The organism is Streptomyces sp. NPDC048484, assembly GCF_040651415.1.
In the GTDB taxonomy this organism is placed as follows: domain Bacteria; phylum Actinomycetota; class Actinomycetes; order Streptomycetales; family Streptomycetaceae; genus Streptomyces.
In genome coordinates this window covers 257,390-270,190 of record NZ_JBEZJY010000007.1, presented here as the reverse complement: position 1 = coordinate 270,190, position 12,801 = coordinate 257,390, and the positions used below count along the sequence as shown (strand labels likewise).

Annotated in this window: 8 protein-coding genes, 1 tRNA gene and 2 pseudogenes; 10 read left to right on the top strand and 1 reads right to left on the bottom strand. The window is 68.3% G+C overall.

Annotation, left to right across the window (positions count from 1 at the left end):
- The 8 genes and pseudogenes from AB0D14_RS10015 to AB0D14_RS09980 all read left to right on the top strand — a co-directional run.
- Positions 1-525 (top strand): annotated as a pseudogene (locus tag AB0D14_RS10015) (6-phosphogluconate dehydrogenase); the annotation flags it as partial.
- 110 nt (positions 526-635) lie between these two features.
- Complete coding sequence (recF, locus tag AB0D14_RS10010; protein ID WP_362776591.1) at positions 636-1,760, top strand: DNA replication/repair protein RecF; 1,125 nt, start codon at positions 636-638, stop codon at positions 1,758-1,760.
- Complete coding sequence (locus tag AB0D14_RS10005) at positions 1,757-2,290, top strand: DciA family protein (RefSeq protein ID WP_362776589.1); 534 nt, start codon at positions 1,757-1,759, stop codon at positions 2,288-2,290. The genes recF and AB0D14_RS10005 overlap by 4 nt, the downstream gene beginning before the upstream one ends.
- A gap of 310 nt (positions 2,291-2,600) precedes the next feature.
- The gene (gene gyrB / locus AB0D14_RS10000; RefSeq protein WP_362776586.1) at positions 2,601-4,661 is read left to right on the top strand and encodes a DNA topoisomerase (ATP-hydrolyzing) subunit B; all 2,061 of its coding nucleotides are present in this window, start codon (positions 2,601-2,603) and stop codon (positions 4,659-4,661) included.
- A 42-nt stretch (positions 4,662-4,703) separates the two neighbouring features.
- On the top strand, positions 4,704-7,304 hold the full coding sequence (gene gyrA / locus AB0D14_RS09995; RefSeq protein WP_362776585.1) for a DNA gyrase subunit A: 2,601 nt from the start codon (positions 4,704-4,706) through the stop codon (positions 7,302-7,304).
- Between the two features lie 16 nt (positions 7,305-7,320).
- Entirely contained in the window at positions 7,321-8,115 is a 795-nt protein-coding gene (locus AB0D14_RS09990; RefSeq protein WP_362776584.1) for a DUF3566 domain-containing protein, read from the top strand.
- A 165-nt stretch (positions 8,116-8,280) separates the two neighbouring features.
- Positions 8,281-8,354, top strand: a tRNA-Ile gene (locus AB0D14_RS09985).
- 285 nt (positions 8,355-8,639) lie between these two features.
- Positions 8,640-9,116 (top strand): hypothetical protein, encoded by a 477-nt coding sequence (locus AB0D14_RS09980; RefSeq protein WP_362776581.1) that lies wholly within the window; start codon positions 8,640-8,642, stop codon positions 9,114-9,116.
- Between the two features lie 1,264 nt (positions 9,117-10,380).
- On the opposite strand, the pseudogene AB0D14_RS09975 reads toward AB0D14_RS09980, so the two are convergent.
- Positions 10,381-10,665 (bottom strand): annotated as a pseudogene (locus tag AB0D14_RS09975) (DUF6344 domain-containing protein); the annotation flags it as partial.
- A 338-nt stretch (positions 10,666-11,003) separates the two neighbouring features.
- Between AB0D14_RS09975 and AB0D14_RS09970 the strand changes: the two are divergent.
- A complete protein-coding gene (locus AB0D14_RS09970) occupies positions 11,004-11,132 on the top strand; it encodes a DLW-39 family protein (protein ID WP_213089207.1) in 129 nt (42 codons plus the stop codon).
- A 239-nt stretch (positions 11,133-11,371) separates the two neighbouring features.
- On the top strand, positions 11,372-12,772 hold the full coding sequence (locus AB0D14_RS09965) for a hypothetical protein (protein ID WP_362776578.1): 1,401 nt from the start codon (positions 11,372-11,374) through the stop codon (positions 12,770-12,772).
- Positions 12,773-12,801 lie beyond the last annotated feature (29 nt).

Here is a 12,801-nt window from a genome sequence, read left to right as displayed (position 1 = left end):
CTGCAGAACGGCTACGCCCTGATGGTCGGCGGCGACGCCGAGCACATCGCCAAGGTCCAGCCCGTCTTCGACGCCCTCAAGCCGGAGGGTGACGCCGGGTTCGTCCACGCGGGCAAGGTCGGCGCCGGCCACTTCTCCAAGATGGTCCACAACGGCATCGAGTACGCCATGATGCAGGCCTACGCCGAGGGCTGGGAGCTCCTCCAGGCGGTCGACTCCGTCACGGACGTGCGCGAGGTCTTCCGCTCCTGGCAGGAGGGCACCGTCATCCGCTCCTGGCTGCTCGACCTGGCCGTCAACGCCCTGGACGAGGACGAGCACCTGGAGCAGCTGCGCGGCTACGCCCAGGACTCCGGCGAGGGCCGCTGGACCGTCGAGGCGGCCATCGACAACGCCGTACCGCTGCCCGCGATCACCGCGTCACTGTTCGCCCGGTTCGCGTCCCGGCAGGACGACTCACCGCAGATGAAGATGATCGCGGCACTGCGCAACCAGTTCGGCGGTCACGCCGTCGAGAAGGCTTAGTTCGGAAGCAGCCGGAAAGCAGCCGGAAGCAGACCGGAGCAGTCCGGCAGGAAACAATCCACAGGTCCGCTCCGCGGATCCACAGCCCCGGGGGAGGTCGGCGAACGACCATGCACGTCACGCATCTGTCGCTGGCCGACTTCCGCTCGTACGCCCAGGTCGAGGTCCCGCTCGACCCGGGCGTCACCGCGTTCGTGGGGCCCAACGGACAGGGCAAGACCAATCTCGTCGAGGCGGTCGGCTATCTGGCCAGCCTCGGCAGCCACCGGGTCTCGTCCGACGCGCCCCTGGTGCGGATGGGCGCCGACCGGGCGATCATCCGGGCCAACATCCGCCAGGGCGAGCGCCAGCAGCTCGTGGAGCTGGAGCTGAACCCCGGCAAGGCGAATCGCGCCCGTATCAACAGGTCCTCGCAGGTCAGGCCCCGCGACGTGCTCGGCATCGTACGGACCGTGCTGTTCGCGCCCGAGGATCTGGCGCTGGTCAAGGGCGACCCCGGAGAGCGCCGGCGCTTCCTCGACGAGCTGATCACCGCGCGCTCTCCGCGGATGGCCGGGGTGCGCTCGGACTACGACCGTGTCCTGAAGCAGCGCAACACGCTGCTGAAGTCGGCCGCGCTCGCCCGCCGCCACGGCGGCCGCACGATGGACCTCTCCACACTCGACGTGTGGGACGAGCACCTCGCACGCGTCGGCGCCGAGCTGCTCGCCCAGCGGCTCGATCTGATCGCCACGATCCAGCCGCTCACCGACAAGGCGTACGAGCAGCTGGCGCCCGGCGGCGGCCCGGTGGCCCTGGAGTACAAGCCCTCCTCGCCCGAGATCACCGGCCACGCGCGCGAGGAGCTGTACGAGCAGCTGATGGCGGCCCTGGCGGAGACCCGCAAACAGGAGATCGAACGGGGCGTCACGCTCGTGGGCCCCCACCGGGACGAACTGCTGCTCAAACTCGGCCAGATGCCCGCGAAGGGATACGCGTCACACGGCGAGTCCTGGTCGTACGCGCTGTCGCTGCGCCTGGCCTCGTACGACCTGCTGCGGGCCGAGGGCAACGAACCCGTGCTGGTCCTCGACGACGTGTTCGCCGAGCTGGACACCCGTCGCCGCGAACGCCTCGCCGAGCTGGTCGCCCCCGGCGAGCAGGTACTGGTGACGGCCGCGGTCGACGACGACGTGCCGGGCGTACTGGCGGGGACGCGATATGCGGTGGCCGACGGTGCGGTGGAGCGGGTATGAGCGAGAACACACCTGGGCCGAAGGAACCGCCCGAGCCCTCCGGGGTCGACCTCGCGCGCGTGGCGCTGCGCGCGGCGAAGGAGCAGGCACGCGCGCGTGGGGACGCGGCGCGGGACAAGAAGCAAGCGCGTCGTGGAGGTCTGCGCTCCGGCGCGCACGCCGACGGGCGCGACCCCATGGCTCTCGGGTCCGCCATCAACCGGCTCATCACCGAGCGCGGCTGGGAGACCCCGGCCGCCGTCGGCGGGGTCATGGGCCGCTGGCCGCAGATCGTCGGGGACGACCTGGCCAACCACTGCGTACCGGAGAAGTACGACGAGGACGAGCGCGTACTGATCGTGCGGTGCGACTCGACGGCCTGGGCCACCAATCTGCGGCTGCTCGCTCCGCAGCTGGTCGCACGCCTGAATGAGGACCTCGGGCACGGCACGGTGAGGCTGATCAAGGTGCTTGGCCCCGGTGGTCCCGTCCACCGCTACGGCCCCCTCCGTGCCCCCGGCAGCACCGGTCCCGGTGACACCTACGGGTGAGCCAGACCGGACGGTATGCCGTCCGTAGCGCGGGGTTGACACCCGGAAGCGCTGAGTGCCGCTCTGCGCCTCTTTGAGCCCGGGTCCGCATATGGGGAGTCGGTGGAGACCGGTTCAGGGCGGCACATGCGGACTCAGGTACCGGCAAACCCCCATCACTGTCGGCGCTACCGGTAGACTGGAAGCTAATCCCGCCCCACTTGTGGGACGCACCGAGCAACGCTGACAAAGGCTTACCAACGCAACACGCCGCAGCCGCTCCGGCAGACCGCCTGGAGCTTGGCTTGTGCTGTGCCAGAAAGGGCGCTTCGTGGCCGATTCCGGCAACCCCAACGAGAACATCCCGTCCACCGACGCGGGCGCGAAAATCGAGCTCAAGACCTCGAACGGCGAGGTCACAGCCTCGTACGACGCCAGCGCCATCACCGTCCTCGAGGGTCTGGACGCGGTCCGCAAGCGACCCGGCATGTATATCGGCTCGACCGGCGAGCGCGGACTGCACCACCTCGTGTACGAGGTCGTCGACAACTCCGTCGACGAGGCGCTGGCCGGCCACGCGGACACGATCGACGTCACGATCCTTCCCGACGGCGGCGTCCGCGTCATCGACAACGGCCGTGGCATCCCGGTGGGCATCGTCGCCTCCGAGGGCAAGCCCGCCGTCGAGGTCGTGCTGACCGTGCTGCACGCGGGCGGCAAGTTCGGCGGCGGCGGTTACGCGGTCTCCGGTGGTCTGCACGGCGTGGGCGTCTCCGTCGTGAACGCGCTGTCCTCCAAGGTGGCGGTGGAGATCAGGACCGACGGGCGCCGCTGGACGCAGGACTACAAGCTGGGCGTCCCGACGGCTCCGCTGGCCGAGCACGAGACCACGGACGAGACCGGCACGTCGGTCACCTTCTGGGCCGACGGGGACATCTTCGAGACCACGGACTACTCCTTCGAGACGCTCTCGCGGCGCTTCCAGGAGATGGCGTTCCTCAACAAGGGTTTGACGATCAAACTCACTGATGAGCGCGACTCGGCGAAGGCCGTGGCGGGTGCCGACGAGGCCGGTGCGGACGAGGCCGAAGAGGTCAAGACCGTCACGTACCACTACGAGGGCGGCATCGTCGACTTCGTGACGTACCTCAACTCCCGCAAGGGCGAGGTCGTCCACCCCACCGTGATCGACATCGAGGCCGAGGACAAGGAGCGCATGCTCTCCCTCGAAGTCGCGATGCAGTGGAACGGCGGCTACAGCGAGGGCGTGTACTCCTTCGCCAACACCATCCACACCCACGAGGGCGGCACGCACGAGGAGGGCTTCCGTGCGGCGCTCACCGGTCTCATCAACCGGTACGCGCGCGACAAGAAGCTGCTGCGCGAGAAGGACGACAACCTCACGGGCGACGACATCCGCGAGGGTCTGACGGCGATCATCTCGATCAAGCTCGGCGAGCCCCAGTTCGAGGGGCAGACGAAGACCAAGCTGGGCAACACCGAGGCGAAGACCTTCGTCCAGAAGGTCGTCCACGAGCACATCACGGACTGGCTGGACCGCAACCCGAACGAAGCCGCGGACATCATCCGCAAGGGCATCCAGGCGGCCACCGCGCGCGTGGCGGCCCGCAAGGCCCGCGACCTCACCCGCCGCAAGGGACTCCTGGAGACGGCGTCGCTGCCGGGCAAGCTGAGCGACTGCCAGTCGAACGACCCCACCAAGTGCGAGATCTTCATCGTCGAGGGTGACTCCGCCGGCGGTTCGGCCAAGTCCGGCCGGAACCCGCAGTACCAGGCGATCCTCCCGATCCGAGGCAAGATCCTCAACGTCGAGAAGGCGCGGATCGACAAGATCCTGCAGAACCAGGAGATCCAGGCGCTGATCTCGGCCTTCGGTACCGGGGTCCACGAGGACTTCGACATCGCGAAGCTCCGCTACCACAAGATCATCCTGATGGCGGACGCCGACGTCGACGGCCAGCACATCAACACCCTGCTGCTGACCTTCCTGTTCCGCTTCATGCGGCCGCTGGTCGAGGCCGGCCACGTGTTCCTGTCCCGCCCGCCGCTCTACAAGATCAAGTGGGGCCGCGACGACTTCGAGTACGCGTACTCGGACCGTGAGCGCGACGCCCTGACCGAGCTCGGCCGCCAGGCCGGCAAGCGCGTCAGGGAGGACTCGATCCAGCGCTTCAAGGGTCTCGGTGAGATGAACGCCGAGGAGCTGCGCATCACGACCATGGACCAGGAGCACCGCGTCCTCGGCCAGGTCACGCTCGACGACGCCGCCCAGGCCGACGACCTCTTCTCGGTCCTGATGGGCGAGGACGTCGAGGCACGCCGCGCGTTCATCCAGCGCAACGCCAAGGACGTCCGCTTCCTCGACATCTGAGTCGGTCTCAGCTGACCGCGTCAGAAAGGATCTTCACCAGCAATGACCGACGAGACACCCATTTCCCCCACCGGTCCGGGCATCCCCGTTGCGGGCGAGACCATCCAGCGTGTCGAGCCCGTCGGGCTCGAGACCGAGATGCAGCGCTCGTACCTCGACTACGCGATGTCCGTCATCGTGTCGCGCGCGCTGCCCGACGTACGGGACGGTCTCAAGCCCGTCCACCGCCGCGTCCTGTACGCCATGTACGACGGCGGCTACCGGCCCGAGAAGGGCTTCTACAAGTGCGCCCGTGTCGTCGGCGACGTCATGGGCAACTACCACCCGCACGGCGACTCCTCGATCTACGACGCGCTGGTCCGCCTCGCGCAGCCGTGGTCGATGCGGATGCCGCTGGTGGACTCGAACGGCAACTTCGGTTCCCCGGGCAACGACCCGGCCGCCGCGATGCGGTACACCGAGTGCAAGATGATGCCGCAGTCCATGGAGATGGTCCGCGACATCGACGAGGACACCGTCGACTTCACGGACAACTACGACGGCCGCTCCCAGGAGCCGACCGTCCTGCCGGCCCGCTTCCCGAACCTGCTGATCAACGGCTCGGCGGGCATCGCGGTCGGCATGGCCACCAACATTCCGCCGCACAACCTGCGCGAGGTCGCGTCCGGTGCCCAGTGGTACCTGGAGAACCCCGAGGCCTCGCACGAGGAGCTCCTGGACGCGCTGATCGAGCGCATCAAGGGCCCCGACTTCCCGAGCGGCGCCCTTGTGGTGGGCCGAAAAGGCATCGAGGAGGCGTACCGCACGGGCCGTGGCTCCATCACGATGCGCGCGGTCATCGAGGTCGAGGAGATCCAGAACCGCCAGTGCCTGGTGGTCACCGAGCTCCCCTACCAGGTCAACCCCGACAACCTGGCGCAGAAGATCGCCGACCTGGTGAAGGACGGCAAGGTCGGCGGCATCGCGGACGTCCGGGACGAGACCTCGTCGCGTACGGGCCAGCGCCTGGTCATCGTCCTGAAGAGGGACGCGGTCGCCAAGGTCGTCCTGAACAACCTCTACAAGCACACCGATCTGCAGACGAACTTCGGCGCCAACATGCTGGCGCTGGTGGACGGCGTGCCGCGCACCCTGTCGCTCGACGCGTTCATCCGCCACTGGGTGACGCACCAGATCGAGGTCATCGTCCGCCGTACGAGGTTCCGGCTGCGCAAGGCCGAGGAGCGCGCACACATCCTGCGCGGCCTCCTGAAGGCCCTGGACGCCATCGACGAGGTCATCGCACTGATCCGGCGCAGCGACACCGTCGAGATCGCGCGTGGGGGCCTCATGGGCCTCCTGGAGATCGACGAGATCCAGGCCAACGCCATCCTCGAGATGCAGCTGCGCCGGCTGGCCGCTCTGGAGCGCCAGAAGATCGTCGCGGAGCACGACGAGCTCCAGGCGAAGATCCGCGAGTACAACGCGATCCTGGCCTCGCCCGTCCGTCAGCGCGGCATCATCAGCGAGGAACTCGCCGCGATCGTCGAGAAGTTCGGTGACGACCGCCGCTCCAAGCTGGTGCCCTTCGACGGCGACATGTCCATGGAGGACCTGATCGCCGAAGAGGACATCGTCGTCACCATCACGCGCGGCGGCTACATCAAGCGGACCAAGGCCGAGGACTACCGTTCGCAGAAGCGCGGCGGCAAGGGCGTACGCGGCACGAAGCTCAAGGAAGACGACATCGTCGACCACTTCTTCGTGTCGACGACGCACCACTGGCTGCTGTTCTTCACGAACAAGGGCCGCGTCTACCGCGCGAAGGCGTACGAGCTGCCCGACGCCGGGCGGGAAGCGCGCGGACAGCACGTCGCGAACCTGCTGGCCTTCCAGCCGGACGAGGCGATCGCCGAGATCCTCGCGATCCGCGACTACGAAGCGGTGCCCTATCTGGTGCTCGCCACCAAGGGCGGGCTGGTGAAGAAGACATCCCTGAAGGATTACGATTCACCGCGTTCGGGCGGCGTCATCGCGATCAATCTCCGTGAAACGGAGGACGGTTCTGATGACGAACTGATCGGAGCCGAGCTGGTTTCATCGGCCGATGATCTGCTCCTGATCAGCAAAAAGGCCCAATCGATCAGGTTCACCGCGACGGACGACGCACTGCGCCCCATGGGCCGTGCCACCTCGGGCGTCAAGGGGATGAGCTTCCGTGAGGGAGACCAGCTGCTCTCGATGAATGTTGTTCGACCCGGTACGTTCGTGTTCACTGCCACAGACGGTGGGTACGCGAAGCGGACCAACGTCGACGAGTACCGCGTCCAGGGTCGCGGTGGCCTGGGCATCAAGGCCGCCAAGATCGTCGAGGACCGCGGCTCACTCGTCGGCGCGCTGGTGGTCGAGGAGACCGACGAGATCCTCGCCATCACACTGTCGGGCGGTGTGATTCGCACGCGAGTCAACGAGATCAGGGAGACGGGCCGTGACACCATGGGCGTCCAACTGATCAACCTGGGCAAGCGCGATGCCGTCGTCGGTGTCGCACGTAACGCCGAGGCCGGTCGCGAAGCCGAGGAAGTCGACGGGGTGGTCGACGACTCGGACGAGGTCGAGACGGTCGCCGGCACGGACGAGGGCGAGCAGTCCTCGGACGAGTAACGAGGAGTGAGTCATCGTGAGCGGAGCCACGGGCGCCGGTTCGACCGATACGGAAACGGACGGCGGCCGTGGCCCCGCCACGGAGGCGACTGACTCCCATGACTCTCATGGAACCCAGGGGGGAACTGTGACGGACACCCGAGGCCCACAGACGCCGCAGTACGCGGCCGGTGCGGCCCCAAGCTCGCCGGTGCCTCCGGGCCCCGCGACACCTCCGGGCCCGCCGACGCCTTCGGGCACGGCGGCACCTTCGGGTCCGGCGGCACCTTCGGGTCCGGCGGCACCGAAGGCTCCGGGCTCGCCTCTGCCGGGGGAGCGACAGTCGCAGCAGCCCGCTGCTCAGCCGTACCACCCGCCGCAGGCGTACCCGGCGCACACGGCACCCGCCGCGGGTGCCGCCGCCGTCCGCAGGCCGCGCACCGGGGCACGCACCACGCCCCGCACGCGCAAAGCACGACTGCGGGTGGCCAAGGCCGACCCGTGGTCGGTGATGAAGGTCAGCTTCCTGCTCTCCATCGCGCTCGGCATCTGCACGATCGTGGCGGCCGCGGTGCTGTGGATGGTCATGGACGCCATGGGCGTCTTCTCCACCGTGGGCGGCACGATCTCCGAGGCCACCGGCTCGAACGAGTCCAACGGTTTCGACCTGCAGTCGTTCCTGTCGCTGCCGCGCGTACTGATCTTCACATCGATCATCGCCGTCATCGACGTCGTCCTCGCCACCGCGCTCGCGACCCTCGGCGCGTTCATCTACAACCTCTCGGCGGGCTTCGTCGGCGGTATCGAGCTCACGCTCGCCGAGGACGAGTAAACGTTGTCATCCCCGCTTCACTGTGCGAGCGCATCCCAGCCGGGGGTGCGCTTTCGCGCTGTCCAGGCAGGCTGGAGCGGGGCTCGGATACCGATTTTGGGACTGACCCCGTCGTGCGCTAATCTTCAGAGGTCAGCGCGCGGGACGTACACCGCACAGCGCGGCGGGGCTATAGCTCAGTTGGTTAGAGCGCATCCCTGATAAGGATGAGGCCACAGGTTCAAATCCTGTTAGCCCCACATACGAGAAGACCCCCAGTCGATCAGGCTGGGGGTCTTTTAACATCACCGGTTGACACCAACGGCGACGATCAGCCGATGAGCGGATCTTCCAGAAGCTCAGCGCGCATCGACACGGCCTCCCGCTCGCTGCGCCCGGAGATCTCTGCCGGTTCGGCGGCAGGCCCGACTGGTACCCTCCCGCAGCGGCTTCAACTTCTCTGACCCAGACCGCAGTTGACGTCGGGGCTGGATGGGTGCAGGCGGGATGACCGTGAGTAGCCGAGTCCGGTGGAAAGGGCTGTCGTGATCCTCCTGGTGCCGGTGGTCTTTCTCGCTGCCATCGCGATGATCGTGTTCTTGCTGCTCCGGTGCCTCAGAGTTGTCTTGCCGGGGAACCGGCACTGGTCTGGATGGCGCCGTGTGGTCGTTGCCGGCGCCCTTGCCTGCGCGGCCACGGCTACGGCCTCTTACTCGTTGGGGGTCATCAATCTGATGCTGACCGTGGCCGTGGCGCAGGATGGCGGGACGAACTCGGCTCCGTTGCCCTACAACCACCCGTGCATGAGCCAGCTGAAGGGGGCGACAGACTACGACGTCCAATTCCTCGCCCTGCGCACCCTGTGCGTCATGGAAGACGGAGAGCGTAGAGCAGTGGACGACGTACCGCAGGGGGTTCGGGTGACGGCAGCGGCATCCGCGGGCAGCTCCGCCGTGTTGGCGGGGATCGTGGTGGCTGCCGGGGCCCTTCCTGCGCGTCCGACTGCCGACAAGCGTCCTTGACGCCCCTGCACTGCAGCAGCGAGGTACAGCGACCACAGCGACCGTCGGTGTCCCGCACCAATCCCAGAAACTGGATGAGAAGCCCCGGACGATGAGTCGGGGTTTCTGCCCGCGCTGCCCGCGCTGCTTGCGCGTCTCCTCGGTGAATCGCGGGGCAGGGCCCAGAAGGGCCCGGCTGCGGAAGCCGGTATCTCCTGTCCGACGCTCAACGCATGGATGAACCGGACGCGCGGGACCTCCCGCATCGATCCGGAACGGTTGCTTTCGATGGTCGAGGTGTTCCGTCGCTGAGGTGCAAGGACCACGCCTCAGGGGGTTCTTCGCCTCCCGTCGGCCGACCGGCGCCCGGCCCCAGTGGGGACGAACGCGAGACACAACTGCTCAAGGTCTACCGCAAATTGTCCGAATCCAGGCAGCGCACTCTGGTCAAGAACGCCGAAGCGATGCTCCAGCTCAGTCGCACTTCTTGACGGTGCCTCCGGTGCCTCCGGTGCCTCCGGCGCCTTGGCGGATTCGGGTGCTTTGCCCTACCGGTGCACAGCACGGAGGGGCGATTTTCGGACTGGCAATTCTCAGTGGGACACCCAACAACTCTCTCACTCAGTGAACACGCATGAGCACGATCCGCTTGTTGCTTGCCGCCGCATGCCTCCCTGCGCGGGATTTCTGCATGCCCTCATTGCATCCCAGGAGGAATTCCTGTGTGTCTCGGGGCTTCTGCGGCGGATGACCTTCGGTCGGCGAATTCCGGGTTGCCGGGGGTTCGAATGCCGGTCTCTCGGAGAGCGGTCGGTCATCCCCGAGTCGCTGAGCCGGCAGCCGCCAGAACCGGGGCCGAGGATTGCGAGGGAAGAGCGATGCCGGCGGTGGGTGCGGCGGTCCCGGCCGGTGCCGAGGATGTGCAGGTGGCCATTGCCGTGCGCGTAGGGAGTTCCCCGCGGAGCCCTGCGGTCGGCCTGGTCGCGGTTGTGCCGGCGCCGGTGACGGTGCCGATGACTCCGGTCACAGTGCGGGTGGGGCCGGAAGGGCCAGAGGGTGCCGGGATGGTGTGCCTCGTGCCGGACGGGGCCGGGATGGTGCTCCTCGCGCCGGAGCTTGCCGTACCGGAGCCTGCCGTACCGGAGCCTGCCGTGCCGGAGTCCGTTGCGCCGGCGAGGGGCGCTGTGGGGGCTGTCGCGTCGGCGACGGCTGTTGCCGCGGCGTTCGTCGTGGTGCGGGCAGCGGCAGGGGCCAGTGCGCTGGCGTGTGCGACGGCGGTGTCCGTGGCCGTGGCGTCCGTCGGCGGTCGGTGCCGGCAGGACGGCGAGGAGCCGTGCGCCTCCGCGTGGATTCGCTGCTTCATCGTCGGTGGCAGGGAGTGTGCGTGGGCACGGGCCCGGATGGGCTCCTCCTGCGCCGCCGTGTTCTGCGGAGCGTCGGTGTTGCGCGCTGTCCCCGCCTCGGGTACGGCGGCGACGGCGGTCGTCGTGATCAGTCCGAGCGTCGTGCACAGCGTGAGGAAGGCGGTGACGATCGCCGTCCACAGGTTCATGGCCGGGTTGCGGGTCATGGTCCCTCTCTTTCGGGTGGGTGGATTTGCGTACTTTCCTCATGATGTGTATGTCGGCTGCGAGGTGACGGACCGACGCTCGTGGCGCGGCGATCTTCTGATGAACACCACTCATATGGGCGTAAACATTGCGAAATAGCCTGAAGGGCGTAGAAACAGGGGCGAAATACTCCTCGGAGAAGATGTGACCACCCTCCGATCGGAGCGGGCGAGATCCAGTCCTACTGCGTTCCCACCGAGGCCAGTTGAGGCCCGACGCAGGTCACCGATCGGTATCGGCCGGTGTGTATAGTCGGGCGCCAGAAGTCCCCAACGCCAAGGAAAGACGAGGTCGCGCGGTGAAGAAGCTTCTTGTGGTCGCACTGGCCGCCATCGGCGGGCTCCTCGTGTACCGCCAGATCCAGGCGGATCGCGCCGAGCAGGATCTGTGGACGGAGGCGACCGACTCCGTGCCCACGGGTTCGTGAGATCGACGACAGTCTCAGTACAGACCCCGGCCGCCTCGCGGTCGGGGTTTTGTGTTGCCCGGGGCCGCCGGGCCCGGTAGGAGGGGACCGGACGTCACAGGAAGCGCTTGTGTCACCGAAGAGTGGGGTGGCGCGGCGGTCCGAGGGGCAGGATGGTCGAGGCTTCGCGGGCGTTCGGGACCCTGTCGGAACAGCGACGGCGCCGACCTGCGGGAGCCTGATGGGTGACGGTCGGGGTGATGGCGAGGGGGCGCGTGATGGGGCGGCGCACGAGATGGTGGCGCGGCCGTACGGCCCTGGCCGGGGCGGCGGCGCTGCTCTCGGTCGGGGCGTCGGCGGGACAGACGCCGGCGGCCGGTACTACCCCTCCGTACCGCTTCGCCGCCGGCGCCGAGCGGATCGAGGGTGCGACGCAGCTTTCCGACGCCGTACGTCTGACACCCGGTACGACCTACCGGAGCACCATCCGCGACGACGGCAAGCTCTACTACGGGTTGCGGCTGGACAAGGCGTCCAGCGCGTACGTGTCGGCCACAGCTGTTCCCAAGCAGGGCACGAAGGTCGTGTACTCGGACGGCATCAAGGTGTCGCTGCAGGACGCCGCAGGCCACAAGTGTTTCTCCGGGGACGCAGGCGCCGCCCGCTTCGGACCCACCGAGAGTCCGCGCCCGCTCACCGCCTGGGCGTCGCGCAGGGCCGGCCCCGGCGCTTACAGCTGCAAGGACGTCGGTACGTACTCGGTGCTCGTCGAGCGTACGAGCGGGAGCGGGTCCTCACCGGACGACTGGGAGCTGGAGCTTCAGTACGTCTCGGAGCCCGCTCTGGAGGAGACCGCTCCGACGGCCGCCCCGGAGGTGTGGGACTCCGCCTCCCCGGAAGTGCCCGACGGCTCGGCCAGGCCCCGTGAGGGCGGCACGAGCTTCAACGCGGCGCGCTCCCTGGAGCAGGGCGTCTGGAAGGACGAGATCCAGGCCGGGCAGACGCTCTTCTACCGCGTTCCCGTCGACTGGGGCCAGCAGATCGACGCCACCGCGGAACTGGGACCGGCCGACGGAGACGGCTTCCTGGGGAATGCCCTCGTCATGTCGCTCTACAACCCCGTGCGTGCCCTGGTGGACGACGCCGACACCGGATACGACGGCACACGGCAGCGGACCGCCCTGGAACCGCTGCCTCCGGTGGCGTACGAGAACCGGTACGCCGTCGACGACCAGGTCGGCGGTATGCGGTTCGCCGGCTGGTACTACCTCGCCGTGCACCTCGGGGCGGGTATGGCCGACAAGTTCGGCGACGGGCCGTTCGAGCTGACGCTGAGCGTGGGGGTGAGGGGTGCGGCCGGGAAGGCGCCGGCGTACGGAGGTGCCGTCGCACCGCGCGACGTGTTCGAGGTGACCGCGGGGGACCGCGACGACGCGGAGAGGGGCACTGCGGCGACCGGCGGGGGCGGTGGTGCGGGCGAGAACCTCGCGATGAAGGCGGTGGCCGCGGGCGGGATCGGTGCGGGGTGCGTCCTCGTGCTGGGGCTCGCGGTGTGGACGGTGGCCGACCGGCGGCGGGCGGCGGCGGAAGCGGCCGAGGGCGCGGTGCCGGTTGCCGACGGCGTGGCTGCACGGACGTACGGGCGGCCGCGAGCCCGATAGTTCAGTGGTGCTGGGGTCTGGGTCCGGCC